Origin of the sequence: Limisphaera sp. VF-2 (genome assembly GCF_049537125.1) — a bacterium.
Taxonomy (GTDB): Bacteria; Verrucomicrobiota; Verrucomicrobiia; order Limisphaerales; family Limisphaeraceae; genus Limisphaera.
In genome coordinates this window covers 1,587,051-1,609,359 of sequence record NZ_JBMVQY010000001.1, presented here as the reverse complement: position 1 = coordinate 1,609,359, position 22,309 = coordinate 1,587,051, and the positions used below count along the sequence as shown (strand labels likewise).

At 65.5% G+C, this 22,309-nt stretch carries 14 protein-coding genes; 9 read left to right on the top strand and 5 right to left on the bottom strand.

Annotated elements, in window-relative coordinates; all coding sequences use genetic code 11:
* Positions 1-89: 89 nt before the first annotated feature.
* Genes ACPDIT_RS05770 through ACPDIT_RS05760 form a run of 3 tightly spaced genes read left to right on the top strand, consistent with a single transcriptional unit; the run spans position 90 to position 2,587 of the window.
* On the top strand, positions 90-827 hold the full coding sequence (locus ACPDIT_RS05770) for a dTMP kinase (protein WP_423442224.1): 738 nt from the start codon (positions 90-92) through the stop codon (positions 825-827).
* A 5-nt stretch (positions 828-832) separates the two neighbouring features.
* Positions 833-1,585: a dTMP kinase gene (locus ACPDIT_RS05765; RefSeq protein WP_423442223.1), complete on the top strand. Its 753-nt coding sequence runs from the start codon at positions 833-835 to the stop codon at positions 1,583-1,585.
* Positions 1,586-1,591: 6 nt separating this feature from the next.
* The gene (locus ACPDIT_RS05760) at positions 1,592-2,587 is read left to right on the top strand and encodes an ROK family protein (RefSeq protein WP_423442222.1); all 996 of its coding nucleotides are present in this window, start codon (positions 1,592-1,594) and stop codon (positions 2,585-2,587) included.
* Positions 2,588-2,870: 283 nt separating this feature from the next.
* On the opposite strand, the gene ACPDIT_RS05755 is transcribed toward ACPDIT_RS05760, so the two are convergent.
* A complete protein-coding gene (locus ACPDIT_RS05755; RefSeq protein ID WP_423442221.1) occupies positions 2,871-4,061 on the bottom strand; it encodes an aminotransferase class I/II-fold pyridoxal phosphate-dependent enzyme in 1,191 nt (396 codons plus the stop codon).
* The gene (locus ACPDIT_RS05750) at positions 4,036-4,515 is read right to left on the bottom strand and encodes an Lrp/AsnC family transcriptional regulator (protein ID WP_423442220.1); all 480 of its coding nucleotides are present in this window, start codon (positions 4,513-4,515) and stop codon (positions 4,036-4,038) included. Before ACPDIT_RS05750 ends, ACPDIT_RS05755 begins: the two co-directional genes overlap by 26 nt.
* 216 nt (positions 4,516-4,731) lie before the next feature.
* Between ACPDIT_RS05750 and ACPDIT_RS05745 the strand changes: the two genes are divergently transcribed.
* Positions 4,732-5,763 carry a sugar phosphate isomerase/epimerase family protein gene (locus tag ACPDIT_RS05745; RefSeq protein WP_423442219.1) on the top strand — a complete coding sequence of 344 codons (1,032 nt, stop codon included), beginning with the start codon at positions 4,732-4,734 and terminating at the stop codon, positions 5,761-5,763.
* A 1,340-nt stretch (positions 5,764-7,103) separates the two neighbouring features.
* Positions 7,104-11,744 (top strand): autotransporter-associated beta strand repeat-containing protein, encoded by a 4,641-nt coding sequence (locus ACPDIT_RS05740; RefSeq protein WP_423442218.1) that lies wholly within the window; start codon positions 7,104-7,106, stop codon positions 11,742-11,744.
* 176 nt (positions 11,745-11,920) lie between these two features.
* Here ACPDIT_RS05740 and ACPDIT_RS05735 read toward each other — a convergent pair whose 3' ends face one another.
* Positions 11,921-14,293, bottom strand: coding sequence for a family 43 glycosylhydrolase (locus tag ACPDIT_RS05735; protein ID WP_423442217.1), 2,373 nt, complete (start codon positions 14,291-14,293; stop codon positions 11,921-11,923).
* A 387-nt stretch (positions 14,294-14,680) separates the two neighbouring features.
* A complete protein-coding gene (gene glgB / locus ACPDIT_RS05730) occupies positions 14,681-16,906 on the bottom strand; it encodes a 1,4-alpha-glucan branching protein GlgB (RefSeq protein ID WP_423442216.1) in 2,226 nt (741 codons plus the stop codon).
* 320 nt (positions 16,907-17,226) lie between these two features.
* Between glgB and ACPDIT_RS05725 the strand changes: the two genes are divergently transcribed.
* The 4 genes from ACPDIT_RS05725 to ACPDIT_RS05710 all read left to right on the top strand — a co-directional run bounded on the left by ACPDIT_RS05725 (position 17,227) and on the right by ACPDIT_RS05710 (position 20,988).
* On the top strand, positions 17,227-18,285 hold the full coding sequence (locus ACPDIT_RS05725) for a sugar phosphate isomerase/epimerase family protein (RefSeq protein WP_423442215.1): 1,059 nt from the start codon (positions 17,227-17,229) through the stop codon (positions 18,283-18,285).
* A gap of 75 nt (positions 18,286-18,360) precedes the next feature.
* Positions 18,361-19,509, top strand: coding sequence for a Gfo/Idh/MocA family protein (locus ACPDIT_RS05720; RefSeq protein ID WP_423442214.1), 1,149 nt, complete (start codon positions 18,361-18,363; stop codon positions 19,507-19,509).
* Positions 19,510-19,529: 20 nt separating this feature from the next.
* Positions 19,530-19,937 carry a c-type cytochrome domain-containing protein gene (locus ACPDIT_RS05715; protein ID WP_423442213.1) on the top strand — a complete coding sequence of 136 codons (408 nt, stop codon included), beginning with the start codon at positions 19,530-19,532 and terminating at the stop codon, positions 19,935-19,937.
* A 202-nt stretch (positions 19,938-20,139) separates the two neighbouring features.
* Positions 20,140-20,988 carry a carbonic anhydrase gene (locus ACPDIT_RS05710; protein WP_423442212.1) on the top strand — a complete coding sequence of 283 codons (849 nt, stop codon included), beginning with the start codon at positions 20,140-20,142 and terminating at the stop codon, positions 20,986-20,988.
* 30 nt (positions 20,989-21,018) lie between these two features.
* On the opposite strand, the gene ACPDIT_RS05705 is transcribed toward ACPDIT_RS05710, so the two are convergent.
* On the bottom strand, positions 21,019-22,242 hold the full coding sequence (locus ACPDIT_RS05705; RefSeq protein WP_423442211.1) for a 4-hydroxy-3-methylbut-2-enyl diphosphate reductase: 1,224 nt from the start codon (positions 22,240-22,242) through the stop codon (positions 21,019-21,021).
* Between the last annotated feature and the right edge of the window lie 67 nt (positions 22,243-22,309).

The window sequence follows — 22,309 nt, the reverse complement described above, 5'->3', positions numbered from 1 at the left end:
CCGCGACACCGTTCTACCCTAGCGCCTTTGCGGCCGGCGGGGCAAGCGCGACGGGCAGCTGCGGGTTGAAGTGTCACCCTCCCGTGACTATGCTGCCACACGCAGGCATGAAGACGTTTGCCCAACTCGGGTTCCCCGGACGCCTCATCGCGGTCGAGGGCATTGACGGTTCCGGGAAATCCACGCAGCTCCATCTGTTGAAGCGGTGGCTGGAGGACCAGGATCTCAAAGTTTTCCTCAGCGAGTGGAACTCCTCCGAACTGGTCAAGAGCGCCACCAGCCGGGGCAAGGCCCAGCAGTTGCTCACGCCCACGACGTTCTGCCTGATCCATGCCACCGATTTCGCCGACCGGTACGAGCGCCATCTGGTTCCGCTGTTGCGGGCCGGTTACCTGGTGCTGTGCGACCGCTACGTGTTCACCGCCTTTGCGCGCGACGTGGTCCGCGGCTGCCCGCCGGCCTGGGTGCGCGGCATCTACAGCTTCGCCGCCCTCCCGGACCTGACCTTTTTCTTCAAAGCCGACCTGGAGGTCTCCCTGGCGCGCATCCTCGACGGCCGGCCCCAGCTGAAGTTCTACGAGGCCGGCATGGATCTGCGGCTCTCCAGCGACATCTACGAGAGCTTTCGCATTTTCCAGGGACGGTTGTTGGAGCAGTACCTGGCCATGAGCACCGAGTTCCGGTTTCACGTGGTGGACGCCAACCAGACGATCGAAGCCCAACAACAGATCGTGCGCGCCATCGTCTCGGCGCGGCTGAACCTCGATGACTTCCGCCGCACGCGGCTGCCCCGGCGTTCCGCCGCGCGTTCGACCCGCACCTCTTGAGTCCCATGACAGGCAAGCCTGCTTCCCCCCGCCGGCCCTACGTCATCGTGCCCCGCCGCACGCCGCACCGTTTTTACGGGCACGGCATCCCCGGCGTGCAACCGGAGAAACTGATCGGTCACCTCATCGTGATCGAGGGGGCGGACGGCTCCGGCCGATCCACGCAGATCCGGTTGCTGGTCGATTGGTTGGAAAGCTGCGGGCATTCCACCGTACAGGTGGGGCTCAAACGCTCGCGGCTGGTCAGCGAGGAGTTGGAACGCGCCCAACAGGGCAACATCCTCAGCCATACCACGCTGAGCCTGTTTTACGCCACCGATTTTGCCGATCAGTTGGAGAACCAGATCCTGCCCGGGTTGCGCGCCGGCCAAATGGTGCTGGCCGATCGGTACATCTACACGCTCATGGCCCGGGACCTGGTCCGCGGCATGGACGAGGCCTGGCTGCGCAATCTGTACGGCATGGCGGTGGTGCCCGATGCGGTTTTTTACCTGAATGTCGCTCCGGAGGAACTGGTGCAGCGCACCTTCGCCAAATACGCCGCCCTGGATTACTGGGAAAGCGGGATGGACCTGGGCCTGTCCCGCGACATGTTCGACAGCTTCCTCAAGTATCAGACGTTGATGGCGGAACAGTTTCGGAGGCTTCAGAAGATCTACGGGTTTCACATCATCGACGGGCATCGGCCCATCGAGGTGATCAACGCGGAGCTGCGCCGCAAAATCCAGGCGGTCCTGTCGGGACGCCCCCTGAAGTGACGAGCCATGGCGAAACGGGACTCCGGTTGCTGGGTGGGGGTGGACCTGGGGGGAACGAAGATCCTGACGGGGGTGTTTGACGCGCAGCTTCGCTTGTTGGGCACGGCCAAGGTCAGTACGCGCGCCGAGCGCGGGGTGGAGGTGGTGCTGGAACGCATCGTGCGTTGCGTTCGGGAGGCGCTGGAAGCCGCGGGCAAAAGCACCGGGGACGTCGCGGCCATCGGCGTCGGCGCTCCCGGGGCCGTGGATGCCGCCCGCGGCACGGTCCGGTTTGCTCCCAACCTGCCGGGGTGGCGCAACATTCCGCTGGGTCGCAAACTGACCCGGGCCCTAGAGCGGCCCGTTGTGATCGGCAACGACGCCAACGTTTGCGCCCTGGGCGTGTACGAGGTGGAACTGCGGGCGCGTCCGCGTCATGTGGTGGGCGTCTTTGTGGGTACGGGCATCGGCGGCGGGTTGATTCTGGAGGGCCGGCTCTACGAGGGCTGCTCGCACACCGCCGGAGAGATCGGCCACATGATCGTCGAGGTCAACGGCCCCAGGTGCGGCTGCGGCAACCGCGGCTGTTGGGAGGCCGTGGCCAGTCGCACCGCGATTTTCCGCCGCATCCGCGAAGCCGTGGAAGGCGGGGAGAACACCGTCCTGACCGAGTGGCTGGGAGAGGATTTGGAGGACCTGCGGAGCAACGATCTGCGCAAGGCCTGGAAGCGGGGGGACAAACTCGTGCGCCGCATCCTGTTGCAGGCCGCCGATTATCTGGGCATCGGCGTGGCCAATCTGATCAATCTGCTCAACCCCGAAGTGGTGGTCCTGGGCGGCGGCCTCATGCAGGCGCTGGGGCCGGAACTGTTGCCCCGCATCAGTCGCACGGCTCGGGAACATGCCATGCCCGGAAGTTGCGCCCGACTCAAGATCATGGCCTCCCGGCTGGGCGACGACGCGGGGATCACCGGCGCAGCCGTTCTGGCCCGCCGGTGGGCCCTTTCCACCTCTTCCTCCTGAGACACGCGCCGTCACCGGCCGGCCATAGCGCCGGGACCTGTTGGCTCGGTCCCCGCCTGCCGTCCATGGCTCGCTTCTGCTGTTGCCCGGCCCCTCATGGGTTCGACTCCCCGGAAAGGTGGCCATGCATGCCGACCCCAAAAGGGGGCCTCAACAGCAGACCACCTTGCGGGCCGGGTGGAACAGGGGCCGGGTTTTCGAGGAGCTTCCAGCACGCCCCGGGCCGGGCCGGACTGCGGCCGCCCGCAGGACACGCCGGGAACCGACCGTGAGGGTCGAGGCCTTAACGACGCTCCCGCTCCAGCCGCTGCACGAAGCGCGCCAGCCGCTCCATGGCTTCCTTCAGTTTGTCCATGCTCGTGGCATAGGCACACCGCAGGAAGCCTTCGCCGCATTCTCCAAACGCCGTGCCCGGAACCGCGGCCACTTTCTCCTCGCGCAGCAGGCGCAGGGCGAAGTCCTTCGACGAAAGCCCGAACCGCGAAATGTTGGGGAAGGCGTAGAAAGCCCCCAACGGGCGCGTGCAGGGCAGACCGAGATCCGCCAACGCCGAGGCGATGAAATTTCGGCGGCGCCGGTATTCCTCCACCATCTCGGCCACGTCCTGTTCCGGCCGACTGAGCGCTTCCAGGGCCGCCTTCTGGCTGAGGGACGAGGCGCAGAGCATGGTGTATTGGTGGATCTTCATCATGGCCTCGGTCAGTTCCGCCGGAGCGCACGCGTAGCCGAGCCGGAAACCGGTCATGGCCCAGGCCTTGGAAAAGCCGTGCAGGAGGATCGTTCGATCCCGCATCCCGGGCAGGCTGACGATGCTGGTGTGGGGCTGATCGTAGGTCAGTTCGGCATAAATGTCGTCAGTGATCACCAACAGGTCGTGTTCCCGCACGAAAGCGGCGATTTCCTCCAGGTCCTGTCGGCTCATCACCGCGCCCGTGGGATTGTTGGGGAAATTGAGCAGAAGCACCTTGGTGCGCGGGGTTACCCGGGCCTCCAGCATCGCGCGGGTGAGACGGAACCCGTCTTCGGCGCGGGTTTCCACGGCCACGGGCACGCCGTGGGCAAACAACACCAGGGCCCGATAGGACACGTAGCAGGGCTCGTGGTACAGGACCTCGTCACCGGGGTTGAGCAGGGCGCGCAGGGCCAGGTCGAGGGCCTCACTGACGCCCACGGTCACGAGGATCTCGGTCTCCGGGTTGTATTCGGCACCGAACTGCCGGGCCACGTACCGGGACAGGGCGCGCCGCAACTCCAGGTAGCCGAGGTTGCTGGTGTAATGGGTGGCCCCGCGTTCCAGCGCGAAAACCGTGTACTCTCGCACATGCCACGGGGTGTCGAAATCCGGCTCGCCGATGCTGAGACTGATCACGTCCCGCATCGTGCTGACGATGTCGAAGAAATCACGAATGCCGGAGCGCGGGATGTCGCGCACCTGCCGGGCCAGCCGGTCACGGAGAGACAGCGAGGCGTTCATCGGGGGTCTCCGGATGCATCAACACACCGAGGCGCTTGTACGTCTTGAGCATGAAATGCGTGGCCGTGGACAACACCCCCTCCAGCGGGGCCAGTTTTTCGCTCACGAAAGCGGCCACCTCCCGCAGATTGCGTCCCTCGACAAACAGCAGCAAATCGTAGGCCCCGCTCATGAGATACGCGGAGCGCACCTCGGGAAACCGGCTGATCCGCTCCGCGATCCGGTCGAAGCCGCCCTCCCGCTGCGGGGTCACCTTGACCTCGATCACGGCCGTGACCTTGTCCAGGTCCAGCTGGTCCTCGTTCAGAATCGCCTGATACCCGCGGATAATCCCTGCGCGCTCGTACTCGGCAATGCGGGCCTGAACCTCTTCCACCGACAGGTTCAGCATGCGGGCAATCGTCTCCCGCGATTCCAGCGCGTTGCTGGCCAGGATCTTCAACAGCTCGTCCATAGGCGTGTCTTTGTCCACATTGGGCGGCAACGTACCGACCGGTCCGGGACGCGTCGAGAAGGAAACGGCGATTCCCGCCCGCCCTGATCGCCCGGAGCCGGCAGGCCGCGGCCGTCGGGTCCAACCGCTCACTTTGCGGTTGCCTTGCTTCGGCGGGGGTTATTAGTTGGAGGTCAGCAAACTGGCAACCGCAACCAAACGAACCAGAGGACAACCATGGCACAGCAAGTCTTCCACCCGAGCATCGAAGGAGCCCAGCACGGGGCCAAGTCGTTGGCGGAGTTCCTCGCCTATGCCAAACGTTCCGGCGCCACCGGAGCCCAACCTTCCAACTACATGTTGCAGGGCGGCAAGCTCTTCAAGAGCGCCAAGGAAATCAAGGACACCTTCGAGGAAGCCGGCCTGACTCTGGACGGCATTTCCTGCCACTGCCCCTTCTGGGTGCACACCACGGCCTGGACGGGCAGCCCCACCATTCGCCCCTTTATCCCGGCCGACGTGGCCAAGAAATCCCCGCCCGAAATCGAAAAGTGGGCCGAGAACTATTTGCTGAAGCTCTTCGACCTGGCCGCCGAGCTGGGCGTCAAAACCCTGCCCATGTTCTGGGGCGTGGCCTTTGGTTGGGAAGTGGCCACCGGCTACCCGTGGGGCTTCTGGAAAGGGGCCGACTACGACCTCATCAAGGAAGGCCAGGAGCGGTTCGTGAAAAAGACCGCCAAACTGCGCAAGGCCGCCAATGAACGCGGGCTGTTTCTGTGCCATGAAATCCACCCGGGCACCGCGGCCATGTGCGCGGATGACTTCCTGATGCTGGTGGACATCTGCGACGGCGACAAATGCCTGGCGGTCAATGCCGACCCGTCTCATTGCTGGGAGGGCGAAAGCTGGGAGACGCGCTTCCTCAAAGTCGGTTCGCGCGTGTATGCCGCGCACATCAAGAACTTCGTCATCCGCCCCGGCTTCCCGCTCCGCGCCATTCAGGCCGAATGGCCCAAACGGGCCATGCAGTTTGTGGACCTGCCCTCGGGGGACATCAACATGCAGCGCTACGCCGAATTGCTCCTGCACATCGGCTATCCGTCGCGTTACTGCCAGGTCACCGGCCGGTCCACCGCCCCATTGGTCGTCGAGGCCGAGAGCGCGCACAAGGACCTCGACTGGACCAGCGCCAATGGCATCGCCTATGTGCGCGATCACCTGACCTGGCCGATGGCCGCGGCGTCCTTCGAGGAAGGCATGGGCGCTTGAAGGCCCGGACCCCGGCACCCTTGAAGGTGCGCCGGGACCGGTTCATTTCCCTCGCGCCGTGCTGGCAGGCCAGCACGGCGTTCTTGTTTCCGAAGTGGCCGGAGAAGGCCGTAGCTCCTCTTCGCGGCCCGGCGCAGCGCAAGCTCGCTTGCCCATACCGCGCCCGGCCGAGCCCGGCGTTTCCGACATCCCTCCCCTCGGCGGACGTGCGCGGAGCCTGCCGGGGCCTCAGCCAGCCCCTGCCTTGTGCCCGCTTACCCCGTCCCGCGGCGCAGCAGCGCCCATGCCCCGAGGGCGTCTTACGGCCGGCGCACGTCAGGGTTTGGACGCCCACGGAAGCGCGGCGGAACTCTGGGCGTCCTCGGCACGTGGAAGCCGAGAGAAGACAGGATGCCGTATCCACGGCCCAAAGACGGAAATTCGCCCTCTGCTGTCCAAGGATTGCACGGGGCCATCAACGCGCCGAAGGCCCATCCCTTCCTCAGCCCGGGACAAACGCCCCGGGGACTCGGGCCCCTTAAAAGCCGCCGCGCCCTGAAAGGGCGCCACCCGGAGACGCCCATCCCATGGGCAGGGTGTGTCCAACCGAATCCCGCCCCTTCAGGGTGGAATCAATTGCGGAACCCGGTTACCCAGGGCGTTGCCCTGGGCTAATGACTCACTGCCCCGTTGGGGCGGACACGGACCGGGCCGAAGGCGCAAAACATGATCCGGGTCTTGGTACGTTGAGGTGGAATCGTTTTGGATGACGGTGGATTCGAGAATCGCCACTCTCAGGGCTGACGCAGGCCGGCTCCCGCCGTGCGGCGCCTCTCCACGAGGGCCAACATCGTGATGCCCCACTCATTAGTCACGCGGACGAATCCACGCGCCGAAGGCGCACGCATTCGTCAGCCCGGGGCAATGCCCCGGGGACTTGTGCCCCTCGAAAGCCGCCGCGCCCTGAAAGGGCGCAACGCCTTGCCACCAACGCAGGGCCCGGGCCTGTCAAAACGAATCCCGCCCCTTCAGGCCGACGTGAATCCGGTTTGACTGCCCGCTCTGGGCATTGCATTGGGCTGATGAAGCCTCGCCCCGTTGAAGCGGATCCAGAGCACGCTGAAGGTGGAGCCATGGATCCGGTATCGTGCAATGCGCTCTTTGTGCAGGGCCCTTGCGCTGGAACGCTCCACTCCAGCCCCGGTGGCGAGTGCACCGCCCCGTCGAAGAATCTCTGTCGCCACTTTATGCCACAAGACAGCCGGCCGTTTTTCCCGCACTATTTGAGCCGTGGATGGGGGCCCGCTACACCGGGACCCCAGGAAAGCTTGCTCCAGCCCATTTTGAATCGGAGGTCCGAGATGATGACACGCCGTCCTGACTTCGGTCCGATGGAAGTACCGTTCTTCCGCTCCAACTCTGCTACCGGCGCACCATGGCGCAGGTTCACGGCTCCCCTGCTGGTTGCCCTCTGCCTGGTCGGTGCCGGGCCGGTCTCCGGCGCGGTCTGGACCGGCACGGTGGGCTATTGGGATGACCCCGCCAATTGGGACACCGGAGTGCCGGACGCCGCAGGGGGCTGGGCCATCGGGAACGTCAACAACGGTGGCACCGCGATCGTGCGCACCGCGGTCCCGGCCGTGAACGAAGCGTGGGCTGGCAATGGCGGCGGCCCCGGCACCATCATCGTCACCAACGGCGGGGTGTTGACCGTGAACAACTGGTTGGTCATCGCCCGCATGTATCAGTCCACGGTGGAAACCCCGCTGAGCCGGCTGATCATCGAGAACGGCACCCTCAACAAGAGCGGCGACGGCCTGATCGTGGGCGACAATTTTCAGGGGCTCAGTTCGCCGGGGGAAATGATTGTGGCCGGCACGGCGACCGTGAACGTCACCGGGGGTTGGTGGGGCATCGGGAACGGCGCCGCCAGTCGCGGACTGCTGGTGCTGCGCGATCAGGCCACCGTCAACGCCTCGGGCTATGACTTCAACGTGGGCGATTACGGGGGTGCCGTGGGGCGCTGTTTCCTCTCCAACCAGGCCACGCTCAACGTCTCCAGGTTTTGGGTGGGGAAGTTCGATACGGTTTCGGGCGCACTCTGGCAAAACGGCGGCGCGGTGATCGGCACCGGGGCCAACGCCAACGAGTGGTGCATCGGCGGTGAAAATGCCGCGTCCGCTACCGCCTACGGATTCTATGCCCTGCAAGACGGTACACTCATTTGCCCGTTTAACTTCCAAGTGGGCCGATACGGGTACGGGGTGTTCTATCAAAGCGGCGGCACCAACGTACAGTCGGGCTGGTGCGACACCGCCCGGTTCCCCGGCAGCTTTGGTGTGGCCTGGTTTTCCGGGGGCCGGTTTCTCCACAACGGCGCGAACACGCGCTACATGATCGGTGAAAACGGGCGCGGCGAGGTGTCGATCACCGGCACTGCCGAGGTCGAAACCCTGCGGCCGGTGGCCTTCGCCAACGGGCAGGCACTCCTCGTCCTCAAAGGCGGGACCCTGACCGTGCCGGGATTCGAAAAATGGGCGGGCACTGCGTTTCTGGCCTGGGACGGCGGCACCTTGCGCGCCACCGCGGATCATCCCGACTTTTTGCCGGCGGGGGTCAATGATGTTCGCGTGTTTGCCGGCGGTGCGGTGGTGGACACGGGCAACCGCGAGATCACGTTCCGGCCCGCCCTGCAGGCGCCCGTCGGCCAGGGCATTCAAAGCATTCGAATTCTGAATCCCGGCTCCGGGTACATCGGCGCTCCGCTGGTGCAAATCCAGGGCGACGGCACCGGCGCCATGGCCGTGGCCCAGGTCGATCCGGCCAGCGGCCAGTTGACCAATATCGTCGTCACCTGCCCGGGCTATGGGTACACGTACGCATTGGCGATGCTGGTGGGCGGTGGGACCTCCGACCCGGCCACCCTGGACACGCCCGTGCTGGGCCCGGTCAGTTCCGGCGGCCTGACCAAGCGCGGCAGCGGCACTCTGACCCTGGCCGGCGCCAACACCTACTCCGGCCCCACCGTGGTCGAGGCCGGGCAACTGCGGATCTCCACGGAGCATGCTGGCGCCGGGGCCTTCGACGTCGCCGGAGGCGCCTCCCTGGTCGTCCGACGCTCCGGCAGTTCGTCCACACTGATCGTGGCCTCGCTGGCCGTGGGCGGCACCGGGTCCACGTCCCTCGGACTGGATCTCGACGATGCCACGGCGCATTCCGCGCCCCTGCTTGAGGTTCAGGGCACCCTCAACCTGCGCGGCCCCGTGGTGCTGCAGGTGGATGCCAGGAACCTCCGCCCCGGCAGCTATCCTCTGATTCGGTACGGCTCCCGCACCGGCGCCGGGACCTTCGCGCTCGGCCAGCTCCCCGTGGGTGTGCAGGCCTCCCTGGTGGACAACACGGCAAACCGCACCCTGGATCTCCTCGTTACCGCGGTCGGGCAGCCCCGATGGGATGGCCTGGCAGGGTCCGTTTGGGACGTCGGCCAGACCACGAACTGGATCGAGATCAGCACGGGCGATCCGACCGTCTATCAGGATGGCAATCCCGTGCTGTTCGATGACAACGCCCGGGGCACAACCTCGGTCACCCTGGACACGGTGGTGCGGCCGGCGGCGGTGGTGGCCGATCACAGCACGCGGGACTACACCTTGAGCGGCTCGGGCCGCATTAGCGGCGCCACCGGATTGATCAAGCGCGGCACCGGCACGCTCAACCTGCTGCTGCCCGCCAATGATTACACCGGACCGACGCGCATCGAGGGCGGCACACTGGTCGTCACGAACCTCGCCCCGGCGGGACAACCCAGCGCCATCGGCGCGGCCTCCGCCTCGCCCACCAACCTCGTGTTGGCGGGAGCCACGCTGCGCTTCGAGGGTGCGCCCGCGCAAACCGACCGCGGTTACTCGCTCCAAAGCACCAACAACGTGCTGGATGTCCGCGGCGACCTGACCCTGGGCGGCCCCGCCACGGCCCAGGCCGGAAGTTACGTTCACAAAACCGGTCCGGCCCGGCTCACCTACACTTACCCGGGCGTGTTGGACCTGTCCGGCGGGGGTTGGCCGGGTTACACCATCGGCGCCGGCACGGTCGTCTTCGACGGTTCCGCCGGCAGCCAGCTCGTGCGCGTGGCGCCCGATTTGTGGGTCGGCAACCAACCCGATCAGGGCGCCGCGCTCGTCCTGACCAATACCGCGGTGCAAGTGGATGCCTGGGTCGCCGTGGGCCGGGGCAACGGCAGCCTGGGCAACCTTTCCTCGCTCACCCTTCACAACGCCCAACTGCGCTCCGGCAACTTTGCCATGGGATTCGACGCCGGTTTGCCGAACAACCTGGCTCGACAACAACTGACGCTGCGCGGCAACTCCAGCATCACCAACCTGGGCGACATGAACCTCGGCGAGAGCACCGGTTCCGAGGCCCACATTCTGCTGGCCGATCAGGCCACGGTGTTCTCCGACTGGCGAGTCTTCATTGGATGGCACTTCAACGCCACCGGTCATCTCGCCCTTGTCAATCAGGCACGCATGTTCGTGGACGCGTGGCTGTCTTTCGGACATGAAGGCGGGCACGGCACCGCTTCGCTGCGCGACGACAGTTATCTCTGGGTCCTCTGGGACCTGAACGTGACCGACGTGGGCACCGGATATGGCCTTTTCGAACTCCACGACCGCGCCGTGGTGTCGGCGAACAACCTCTTTGTCGGCAAGGGCGCCGGAAGCACGGGCCTCTGGCGGCAGGACGGCGGACGGGTCGAACTCCGCAACACGGGCGATGTGTTCCAGATTGGTGCCAATGGACAAGGTATCTGGGAACAATCGGGGGGCACCGTGATCGCGCCGCGGCATTGGGTGGCCATCGGCCGTTACCCGGGGGTCAACGGCACGGTGAACCTTTCCGGCGGCGAGTTCACGCATACCGATGCCGGTCGGCTCTTGTTTGTGGGTGAGGAAGGGAATGGCACGCTCAATCTCAGCGGCACCGGCGTCCTGACGACCCTGGGCGACCGTTTGGTGGTGGCCCACACCGCCAGCGCCTCGGGGACGGTCAACCTCGATGGCGGCGTTCTGCGGGTCCGCCGCGTCGCCGGCGGTCAGGGCGTCAGCACCTTCAACTTTAACGGCGGCCTCCTGCAAGCCCTGCCCAATGCCGGGCCCGACCTGATGTACCAGCTCGGTGCTGCGTACGTGCTGCCGGGGGGTGCCGTCATCGACACGGACACCAACCAGCTCAGCCTCTCGCAACCCTTGCTCGACGGAGGGGGCGGTTTGATCAAACTCGGCAGCGGGACCCTCACCCTGTTGGGCGACAACACCTACAGCGGCGCCACCGTCATCAGCAACGGCACGCTCCGGATCAACGGCAACTCCGCCTCGGCGAGTATCACGGCACGGGCCGGCGCCACGCTCGGGGGCACCGGGACCCTCGCCGGCACCGTGACCATCGAGCCGGGGGCCAGCTTGAGTCCGGGCGAGAGCCTCGGCACGCTCACCCTGAGTCGCGCGCCCCAACTCCAGGGCACCGTCGTCATGGAACTGGATCGGTCCGCGAATCCCAGGGCCGACCGGCTCGTGGTGCAGCAGGGGCTCACTTACGGCGGCCGGTTGCACCTCATCAACGTGGGCCCGCCCCTGGCCGCCAACGACACCTTCCAACTTTTCGTGGCCCCGTCCTACGCCGGTGCCTTCACCACCGTCACCGCGGAAACCCCCGGCCAGACGGTTCAGTGGGATGTGTCGAACCTGGCGGTGGACGGGACGGTCCGGGTGGCTTCGGTGGCCCCTGCCGAAGTGAGCCTGAACTGGGTGCTGGCAGACGGCCAACTCACGCTCTCCTGGCCCGAAGCCCAGCGGGGTTGGATCCTGCAAGTGCAGACCAACAGCCTGACCGTTGGCCTGAGTACCAACTGGGTTTCCGTTCCCGGCTCCGAGCTGACGAATCGGGTCGTCATCTCCGTGGATCGCCAGGCCGGCAGCGTGTTCTACCGGCTTGTCCAGCCATAGACAAAGCGAGGATCCTGCTGCGAACGTATCCGGATTCCCGGCCCTCCTGAACGAGGAAAGGGCCGGCTCCTGCTGGAGCACCCTTTCCCCGTGGACTTGGGTGAATTGGGCACAAGCTCGATGAGGCTTCGGTTACCCGGCCCGCGTCCGGCGCGGGCATTCCGACCAAGAGAGGATTACCGCCGCAGTCGATGGAATTGCGGCCCGGTGGGCAACGGCAGGGTCAACTCCCAGAAATCGTCCCGTAACACGGGGCCGTAAGGTTGACGCATCCAGAGGCCCGCACCGCCCAGCGCATCCGTGCTCTCCAACTGAAACCCCAGAGCATAAGCCGGCCAGCGAAGCCGCAAGGTCGCGTCCCGTCGGTCCATGGCGAGTTTCACTGCCAGGGCGGCCTGACCCGGACCGGCCCATGCATTCGCTCGAACCTCTTCCGGGGTCAGCCGCCCACCATACACCCGGAAATCCCGCACCACCGCGCGCAAGGGAGGACTGTCCCCGAGAAGCGACCGGCCCAGATACGCCCGCTCCGTTCCGACCCCCAACAAGGAAGGCACGACCCCCTCGTACACGAGGGCTTGAACGCCGTTGGTGTACACCGTGACACGCCCTGCCGTCGAATCCAGCACGCAGACCAAATGCATCTCCTGCCCGTCCATGGCAGGGCCGACATCCAGTTGCGCGCCCGCGCCGGAATAGCTGAACGCAAAACGCGCCGTGCCCGATGCCGTGCGGGGAACGAATTGAACCCACCGCACGGGCGAGCCGCGCTGTACATCGCCAAATTCGAACAACCGCGCTCCGGGCAGATTCGTTCCAAACCGCACAAAACACTCCACGGTCACCGGATGCGACACGCTGATCAGACCACCCGGAAACTCGACTGACGCTTCGCTCGTTCCGTGAAAGACCAGGCCGTCGGAGGACTGGGTTACGCCGATCAGAGCCCGCGGATGCGCCGTGCCGATCCGGTCCCGCGTGTCCACGGCAAAGTCGTACCAGTGCGCCAACGCCGGGTGCACCCACGCCAGCCGCTGCACTTCGGTCGCCGTCAGCGCCCGACCATGGACGCGCAGCGAATCGATCCAGCCCCGGTAAGAAGGATCCGGCCACTGGCTCAATCCGAGATAGTTGCTCCGGGCCTGAATTTGCCAGGGCAGCAGGGCAACGTTACTGCGGATGGCCACTGGAATCCCGTTGAAATACAGCACGGCTCTCCGCGACTCGAAGGTCACGGCCACGTGCGCCCAACTGCCCGTGGGGAAGGCCATTGGCGCATCCAGGCGCAACTCGCCCGCCGGACCGCTGGTGGTCAGCGCACACCGCAGGCGTCCATTGTCGGCCCGCGGCGTAAGGAAGAAATATCGGCTGGTGCCGTCTCCGAAATCGAGGAATCGCTGCCAGTTCGGTCCGCCGTCCCACCGGGCCCAGAAAGCCACCGTCCGGGCGTTGGCCAAGGGGGTGGGCAGGCTCACATACTCACCCGTTCCGTTCAAGCGAGCGGCTTGTCCCCGGTCCGGCACCGCTTCCAACCGGGCACCGTTGTGCAACGCGCCATCATACAGCCGGCCATGGTCGCGGGCATCGGTTTCCAAAGAGTAAAACGCATTCCAATCCAACCCGGCGACCGGCCAACCATCGCTGGTCCATTCCACGCGTGCCATCCCCAGCTTGGGGATCCCCCGGTCCAGGCCGTCGTAGTAATGGAACGTGACCCAGGACAGGGAGCCATCATGGAACAGGGCCGCATGACCGGGGCCCACGAACCGGCCGCTGCTTTCCAGGAACACCTCGCCCCCGCGCTGGACCAGATCCACGCCGTTGCGATCCCGAAACGGACCGGTCGGCGACAGGGCCCGGCCGACGCGAATCTGGTACGTGCTGTCGATCCCGGCGCAGCAGGTGCCCCAGTTGACGAAGAGGTAGTAGTAAGGCCCGCGCCGGGTCAGGTGGGCCGCCTCGATCTGGTCGTTCCACGCCAGTCGCACCGGGGGTGCCGAGGGCTGGAGACGCATGCCGGTTTGCGGATCCAGCTCCACGATGTAAATGCCCTGCCAATAAGATCCGAACACCAGCCAAAGCCGACCATCCCAGTCGCGAAACACACTCGGATCGATGCAGTTGTACGGATCGCCCACGCGGGATTGAATCACCGGCCCCTGATCGGTCCACGGGGAGACCCCCTGGACGGGCTCGATCGTCGGGCTCGTGGCCAGGCCGATGGCGGAGACCTGACTTCCCCAGGAGGAGACCGAGTAGTACAGCAGATATCGGCCCTCGACATACACCACGTCCGGGGCCCAAAACGTGCCGTCGAACTGTGGGACCGCGTTGGTGGTCCAGGCCGGGGCACGATCGACCGGGAATACCGTCCCTGCGGACGACCAATGCAGACGGTTCGTGGAGACTTTGATGGGGATTCCGCGCCCCGTGGTGAAGACGTAGTACCGGTCCCCCGCCTGAATCATGGAGGAAGGATCGTGGGCGCCGAGGCTGCCGGTCAAAGGTTCTTGGGCCTGTGCAGAGCCACGGGAGAGGAACAGCCCCATGAAGAATCCACAGAGCGCCAGTCGGGCCCCTCGGCAGGTGGAATGCGAGTTACCAAACCTCATCGGCACCCTCAAGGTGGTGTTTCTTCGCGGACCTCGCAACTGCGAAGGACCGAAGTTCGAAGCCAGGGTCAGCGGTCGCTTCCGATCCGTCGTCTCTTTGGTGTGGAACATCGGCGTGCTGGCGATCGGCCGGGCCGCGGAATGCACGGCTTCCCCGGCGGTGCGCTCTGCTGGACGGCGCAGTCAGTTCGCAGGCGGCAAAGGGAGCTTCCCCGGTGTCCAAGAGCGGTTCCGCCACCGCATCGGCACCGGGACCGGCACCGCAAAAGTCAAAGGCAGGTGCAGCCGGGGCCACCTCCCTGGAGGGGGCGCTTTCGTGCCGGCTCATCCCTCGGGCTGCAAGACCAACACGGCCAACGGCGGCAGCGTCAACGCGGCGGACCAGCCTTGACCGTGCCAGGGAACCGGCTCGGCATGAACTCGGCCGCCATTGCCGAGGTTGCTCCCTCCGTAGTGGGCGCTGTCGGTGTTCAAGCGTTCCCGCCACGCGCCGCCCCGGGGCAGGCCCACCCGGTATCCGTGCCTCGGCACGGGAGTCAGATTCAGGATCACCACGCACTCGGGGGCCGGACGCAGGGCGCGTCGGATGAACGAAAGCACGCTCTGTTCGTGGTCGGAGCAATCGATCCATTGGAAACCCGCCGGATCGTGATCACCCTCCCACAGGGCCGGCTCGGCGCGATAAAGTTGATTCAGGTCTGCCACGAGCCGTTGCAGTCCCTGATGAAGCGGCTCCCGGTCCACCAGGTCCCAGGGGAGCTCCGCGTTGGCGTCCCACTCGGTCCGTTGCCCGAACTCGCCGCCCATGAACAGGAGTTGTTTGCCCGGAAACAGCCATTGATACGCCAGCAACGCCCGCAGATTGGCGGCGCGCTGCCAGTCGTCGCCCGGCATCTTGCCCCAGAGCGAACCTTTGCCGTGCACCACTTCATCGTGCGACAGCGGCAGGATGAAGTTTTCGTGATGATGATAGAGCATGGCAAAGGTCAGCTCGTTTTGATGATACTTGCGATAAATCGGATCGCGCCGGAAATACCGCAGCGTGTCGTGCATCCAGCCCATGTTCCACTTGAAATGGAAGCCGAGCCCGCCCAGGTGGGGCGGCCGCGTCACCATGGGCCAGGCAGTGGACTCCTCGGCGATGGTCAGGACCCCGGGGAAATGCGTGTGCACGAGCTCATTGGCCTGACGGAGGAACTCGATGGCCTCGAGGTTCTCGCGACCGCCGTAGCGATTGGGGATCCACTCGCCCGGTTTGCGGGAATAGTCCAGATACAGCATGGAAGCGACGGCATCCACCCGTAACCCGTCCACGTGATAGCGATCGCACCAGAACAGGGCATTGGCGGTGAGAAAATTCCGAACCTCGTGCCGGCCGTAGTTGAAAATCAGCGTACCCCAGTCCTGGTGGGCGCCCAGCCGGGGATCCTCGTGTTCATACAGTGCGGTGCCGTCGAAACGGGCCAGGGCCCACGCATCCCGCGGGAAGTGAGCCGGCACCCAGTCCAGAATCACCCCGAAGCCGGCCTCGTGCAGGGCATTGACCAGGTATTGGAAATCCTCCGGAGTGCCATAGCGACTCGTCGGGGCGTAAAAGCCGGTGACCTGATAGCCCCAGCTGGGGTAGTAGGCATGCTCGGCCACCGGAAGGAACTCCACGTGCGTGAAGCCCATGCGGCGCAGGTAATCGATCAAAGGCCCTGCCAGCTCCCGATAGCCGAACGATTCGCTCGGGGATTTTTTCCGCCACGAACCCAGATGGACTTCGTAAATGCTCAGGGGCGAGCGAAACGGATCCCGCCGTTGCCGCTCCGCCATCCAGTCGCTGTCGGTCCACGGAAAGCCGCGCGTGTCCCAAACGATCGCAGCATTTTTCGGCGGCACCTCGAAAAACTGGCCGTACGGGTCCGTCTTGAGGGTGATCTCCCCGTGGCAGTTGCGAATCTCGAACTTGTAGAGCGCACCGCGGCGTACCCCGGGGATGAAAATCTCCCACACCCCGGAGGCCCCCAACCGCCGCATCGGATGCCTTCGGCCGTCCCACTGGTTGAAATCCCCCACCACGCTCACCCGCTGCGCATGCGGAGCCCACACCGCGAAACTTGCCCCCGGCACGCCGTCCAACTCGCGAAGCTGCGCCCCCAGTTTCTCGTAAATCCGGCGCTCGTCCCCCTTGCCGAACAAGTAGAGGTCCATCTCCCCGATGGTGGGCAAAAACGAGTACGGATCCCGGGTCCGCATCACCCGGCCCGCCTTGTCCGTGATTACCAGGTCATAGGCGTACACCCGTTGGACCTCGCGGCTGACGCCTTCGAACAATCCCACCTCGTGGATCTGCTTCAAGCGGATCCGAGGCATCTGCGGCTCGTGGACCGGGACCGCCTCGATGGCGGCGGCTTCCGGGACCAGCGCGCGCACGACCACCCCGGATCGGTCTCCCAGGACGTGCATCCCGAGCAAATCATGGGGGGTGGCGTGACGGAACTCGACCAGACTGCGCAGCTCATCAGCGCTCAACAGCATGGCCGCAGCATAAGACCGGGTTGGCATGGCCTGCAATGCCAACGCCATCGAACGCCGGTCCCGGGGCGCATTTCCTGCTTTCGAGCCCGGCATGCGTGTCCGCCCCAAACGGGGCGGCGAGTCAATAGCCCAAGGGCAACGCCCCGGGTGACCGGGTTTGCGCAATTCATCCCGCCCTGAAGGGGCGGCATTCGTTGCAGGATGGCCGGCCCTTGGGATGGGCGTCCTCGGGTTGCGCCCTTTCAAGTTGCCTTGGCGGCAAGGGGTCGCTAAGGTGGGGCCGTCTGCGTGAATCAGCCGAGGCCAGGCCGGAAGAACCAGTAGGTCATCAACCAACAGCCGGTGTTATGAGCGCGACGCAGCCTTCCAATAATTACCCCAAACTCCACAACGCCATGTGGCCCGGGTTGGTCGGCAAGGGCAGTCCGGGAGCCGAACCGTGTCTGGACCTGGACACGATGTTGAATCTGACAGCCCAAGCCGAGGTCAACGGGGTGCGGTTCGACGGGGTGGACCTGTTTTTGTACGACCCGCACGTGAGCATCGACATCGACGACGACGGAATCCGGCGGCTGGCGGACAAGATCCGATCGCACGGCCTGGTGGTGGGGTCGCTGGTGGCCCCGGTCTGGCCGCCCACGGGCGGCGGATCGGCCATGGGCAGCGAGGAGGAACGGAAGCGTTTCCTGGAGCAGGTGCGCAAGGCCTGTCGCATCGGCGCAAAACTGCGCGAGGTCGGGATTCGCTCGTACGGCGTGGTGCGAATCGACTCGGCGTGCAGCGTCAGTGACTGGGCCAAAGACCCGCGGGGCAACACCCGCCGCATCATCGCCACGTTCAAAGAAGCGGTGAAAATCGCCCGCGACGCCGGGGAACGATTGGCCGCCGAGGGCGAGATTTGCTGGGGCGGCATGCACAGTTGGAAGTACATGCTTCAGATTCTCGAGGGCGTGGGGCAGCCGAAGTGGCTCGGCTTCCAGGCGGACATGGCGCACACCCTGCTGTACCTGCTCGGATACAACGCGCCGGAACATCGCATCGTGCCGGAAAAGTTTTCGTGGGAACCGGACAAGTTTCATCAGGGCATGAAAAAGCTGACGAAGGCCCTGAGACCGTGGACGGTGGACTTTCACGTGGCTCAGAACGACGCCACGGTGCGGGGCAGCGGCACCCACGACAAGACCGGCAAGCATTGTCCCGTGACCGATCCCAACGGCAAGCTCAACATCCCGCGGGACTCGGGCTACTGGTTGCGGGACGAGGCGGGCCGGGTCACGCGCAAGTTCCAGCACATCTGCTGGGACGGCTGCATGTTCCCCAACGAGGTTCTGTTGCGGCCGCAAACCTGGAACGACGTGTTGGCTGCGATGATTCAGGTGCGGGAAAACCACGGTTGGCGCGCCTGAACCGCGGCCGGGCGAGGGCCGGCGGTCGCGCCCTCCCGAGACCTCCCAACCCCGGAATGACAGGAGACGACGGCCATGGCGAAGAAACCCATTCGGATCGGACTGATCGGTTACGGCTTCATGGGGCGGGCGCACAGCAACGCGTATCTCAAGGTGGGGCACTTCTTCGACCTGCCCTACGAATGCGTGTTGCAGGCGGTCTGTGCGCGCGACGAGGCGAAGGTCCGCGATTTTGCCCAGCGATGGGGGTACGCCAGCGTGGAAACCGACTGGCGAAAGCTGGTGCAGCGGGACGACATTGATCTCGTGGATATCTGCGTGCCGAATCATCTGCACGCCGAAATCGCGATCGCCGCCGCCCGCGCCGGCAAAATGATCCTGTGCGAAAAGCCGCTGGCCATGAACGCGGCCGAGGGCCGCAAGATGGTGGCCGCAGTGGAAAAGGCCGGCGTCCCGAACATGGTCTGGTACAACTACCGACGCGTCCCTGCCGTCACGCTGGCCAAGCAACTGGTGGACGAGGGCCGGTTGGGCCGCATCTTCCATTACCGGGCGAAGTTCTTGCAGGACTGGACGATCAATCCGGATCTGCCGCAGGGAGGCACGGCCTTGTGGCGCCTGGATGTGAAAGCCGCCGGCAGCGGAGTAACGGGAGACCTGCTGGCGCATTGCATCGACACGGCCCTGTGGATCAACGGCCGCATCGCAAAGGTCTGCGCCATGACCGAAACCTTCATCAAGGAGCGCAAGCACGTGGAGACGGGCAAGGTGGAGAAGGTGGGCATTGACGATGCCTGCGCCTTCCTGGCGCGGTTCGAGAACGGATCCCTGGCCACTTTCGAGTCCACCCGGTACGCGCGCGGGCACAAGGCGCTGTACACCTTCGAAATCAACGGGGAGCACGCCAGCCTGTTCTGGGATCTGCATGACCTGCATCGGCTGCAGTATTTCGATCACCGGGATCCCAGCGTGGTGCGGGGCTGGCGCAGCATCCATGTCAGCGACGCCGATCAACCCTACATGAAGCACTGGTGGGTGCCGGGTCTGCAGATCGGCTACGAGCACAGCTTCGTGCATCAGGTGGCCGACTTCCTCAAGGGTCTGGAGACCGGCCAGCCGGCCCGCCCGACCTTCCGCGACGCGCTGGAGACACAGTTGGTGTGCGACGCGGTGTTGAAATCGGCCCGGACGGGTCGATGGGAGAAAGTTGGCACGGTCAGTTGAACGGCTTATCGTGGCGGGCCATGAAACGGATGCATCGAACCTGGTGGAGTGTGGCGGCCGTCGCAGCCCTGGTCACAACGGCCCGGCCTGCCGAGGTGGACGTGACCAAGCTGCCGCCCCCGGCACAACGGACCGGCGTCACCTACGAAAAGGACATCCGGCCCATTTTTGAAAAGCACTGCTTCAAGTGTCACGGCGAGGAAAAGCCGAAAGCCGGTTTGCGACTGGACAGTCGGGAAGCGGCCTTGAAGGGAAGTCGGGAAGGCAAGGTGATCCTGCCGGGCCAGAGTGCCAGGAGCCCGTTGGTGCACAGCGTGGCGCGAGTGGGCGAGGAGGATCACTGGATGCCGCCCGAGGGCAAGGGCCAGCCACTGACGCCGGAGCAGGTCGGGCTCATCCGCGCCTGGATCGATCAGGGGGCGAAATAGGGATGGCCGCGGCAGGCGGCGTCCCCGTCGAAAGCGCACCGCGCGATCGGCACGGGTGCTGTCGGCGGCCGGATACCGCGGCGTGAGCGGGGTCGGTGCCGGGCGCCGGATGTGCCCGCGCGGCCGGGAGAACCGGGCTGCGCTTTTCGGCGCCGATCCCGAACGTGGCCGGGGGAGCGTGCGGTCGGGTGGGAGAAGAGCCATGCGATTGGTCGAGGCCATCGTTCATGCCAATCACCGCGCCCTGGCGGGGGACGCGACAGCCGGCCTGCGCCCCTCGGAACATGCCGACGCGTTGCCGGTGGTCGCGCTGAGCTGCCTGGATGCCCGATTGAATCCGGTCCTGCCCGAGGTGCTGGGGATCCCGGAAGAGGCCTTTTTGTGGGTCCGCAACGCGGGCAACGTGGTGACGGGCCCGTTCAGCGACGTGGTGCGGTCGCTGGCACTGGCCTGTCTGGCCGACGGCGCACGGGAAATTCTGATCCTCGGCCACACCGATTGCCGCGTGGCCCGGCAAACGCTGATGAGCCTGTTGGATCGCCTGGCCGCGCTGGGCATTGCGCGGGATCGGTTGCCCGAGGATCTGCAGGGATGCTTCCGGTTGTTCGGCAGCGAGGTCCAAAACCTGCACCTGGCCTGCGAGGTGGTCCGACAGAGCCCCTTGATCAGTCCGCAGGTGCCGGTGCACGGGCTCATGGTGGATCTGGAGACTGGCCGGCTGGACTGGGTGGTCAACGGCTACGAAACCTTGCCGAGCCTGACGGCGCGGGTGGAGCGGGTGGTGGAAGCCGCACGCGAGACGGTGGAGGCCTTCCAGGGCTTGACGGACTTCCGCGTGGGCTCGTTGGAACTGCGCGAAACCCCCATCGGACGGACCCTGGGACAAGCGGCCGACTGGCTGACAGAGAAACTGCAGCAGGCCGAGCGGGTGTTGGAGGGCCCCGGGTCGCGCGCCGGGGCCGAAACCGGGGCCCAAGGCGAGGCTACCTCCGGCCGCCCCACGCCGCCCGTGCCGCCGCGGATTCCCGGGCTCAAACTCCGCAGGCCCTGAAGGCGCGGCCGGTCCGAAGACAGGCCGCCATCAAGAGGCAAGTAGTTCCTGCACGGAGACGCCACGCAGCTCGAAGAGCCGACGGATGACGTCCTCGATCAGGTTGTTCGGACAAGACGCCCCGGCCGTGATCCCGACCGTGACGGGGCCATCGGGCAGCCAGTTCCGGGTCTCGATTTCCTCGTGCCGTTGCAGGCTGTAGTGACGGATCAGGTCGGACGAAACGAGTTTGCTGGCGTTCTTGATGAAATAGGTGGGCAGGCGCGCCTCACCCATCTCGGCCAAGTGGGACGTGTTCGAGGAATTGTATCCCCCGATGACCAGCAGCAGATCCAGCGGCTCCTGCAGCAGCTTTTCCAGGGCATCCTGCCGGTCCTGGGTGGCCCCGCAAATGGTGTCGAAATAGCGAAAATGCTTGTGGAGATTGGCCTCTCCGTATTTCTGGATCATCGCGTTGCGCAGGCGGCGCTGCACTTCCTCCGTCTCGCCCCGGAGCATGGTGGTCTGATTGGCCACGCCGATGGCTTCGAGATGGACGTCGGGGTCGAACCCCTCGGAGTAGGCTCCGGCGAACTTGCGCAGGAATTCCTCCTTGTTGCCGCCGTGCACGATGTAGCGGCAGACGTAATCCGTTTCCTCGAGGTTGTAAACGACCAGGTAGTGCCCGTGGCCGTAGGCGCGGGCCTGCGAGCTGGTGGCCTTGGTCTCCTCGTGCCAGGCCTTTCCGTGGATGATGCTGGTGACCCCCTCGCGCGAGTATTGACGCACCCGTTTCCACACGCTCATGACGTCGCCACAGGTCGTGTCCACAAACTGGCAGCCGATCTCCTCGAGCCGGCGCCGCGTGGCCACGTCCGTGCCAAAGGCGGGGATGATGACCACGTCGCCGGGCCGGAGGTCGTCCATGCTGGCGTCCTTTTGCGAACCGGTCAGGAACTTGATTCCCATGGCGCGGATCTGGTCGTTGACCTCCGGGTTGTGAATGATCTCGCCCAGGATGTAGAGGGGGCGGTCCGGAAAGACCTTGCGGGCGGCGTAGGCCAGGTCGATCGCCCGCTCCACCCCGTAACAAAAGCCGAATTCCTTGGCCAGTTTGACCGTCAGGCCCCGGGCGGAGAGCTGGTGACCGCGGGCGCGAATGCGCTCGACCAGTTCGCTGCGATAATGGGACATGACCTGCGCCTGCACCGCCTCCATGATGTCGGGGCGGCGCAGATTGATCTTCCCGGCCGTTTGCGTTGTGGATTCTGCCATCGGCAACAACCTTAGCACAGTCCGGACCGCGGTCGAGTGCGCGGATCGAACCCGGCAAGGGCCCGAA

Bases quoted from the DNA above. Each gene is read 5' to 3' on its own strand.
- ACPDIT_RS05770 (WP_423442224.1), top strand. From the start codon at position 90: ATGCTGCCACACGCAGGCATGAAGACGTTTGCCCAACTCGGGTTCCCC.
- ACPDIT_RS05765 (WP_423442223.1), top strand. From the start codon at position 833: ATGACAGGCAAGCCTGCTTCCCCCCGCCGGCCCTACGTCATCGTGCCC.
- ACPDIT_RS05760 (WP_423442222.1), top strand. From the start codon at position 1,592: ATGGCGAAACGGGACTCCGGTTGCTGGGTGGGGGTGGACCTGGGGGGA.
- ACPDIT_RS05755 (WP_423442221.1), bottom strand. From the start codon at position 4,061: ATGAACGCCTCGCTGTCTCTCCGTGACCGGCTGGCCCGGCAGGTGCGC.
- ACPDIT_RS05750 (WP_423442220.1), bottom strand. From the start codon at position 4,515: ATGGACGAGCTGTTGAAGATCCTGGCCAGCAACGCGCTGGAATCGCGG.
- ACPDIT_RS05745 (WP_423442219.1), top strand. From the start codon at position 4,732: ATGGCACAGCAAGTCTTCCACCCGAGCATCGAAGGAGCCCAGCACGGG.
- ACPDIT_RS05740 (WP_423442218.1), top strand. From the start codon at position 7,104: ATGATGACACGCCGTCCTGACTTCGGTCCGATGGAAGTACCGTTCTTC.
- ACPDIT_RS05735 (WP_423442217.1), bottom strand. From the start codon at position 14,293: ATGGGGCTGTTCCTCTCCCGTGGCTCTGCACAGGCCCAAGAACCTTTG.
- glgB (WP_423442216.1), bottom strand. From the start codon at position 16,906: ATGCCAACCCGGTCTTATGCTGCGGCCATGCTGTTGAGCGCTGATGAG.
- ACPDIT_RS05725 (WP_423442215.1), top strand. From the start codon at position 17,227: ATGAGCGCGACGCAGCCTTCCAATAATTACCCCAAACTCCACAACGCC.
- ACPDIT_RS05720 (WP_423442214.1), top strand. From the start codon at position 18,361: ATGGCGAAGAAACCCATTCGGATCGGACTGATCGGTTACGGCTTCATG.
- ACPDIT_RS05715 (WP_423442213.1), top strand. From the start codon at position 19,530: ATGAAACGGATGCATCGAACCTGGTGGAGTGTGGCGGCCGTCGCAGCC.
- ACPDIT_RS05710 (WP_423442212.1), top strand. From the start codon at position 20,140: ATGCGATTGGTCGAGGCCATCGTTCATGCCAATCACCGCGCCCTGGCG.
- ACPDIT_RS05705 (WP_423442211.1), bottom strand. From the start codon at position 22,242: ATGGCAGAATCCACAACGCAAACGGCCGGGAAGATCAATCTGCGCCGC.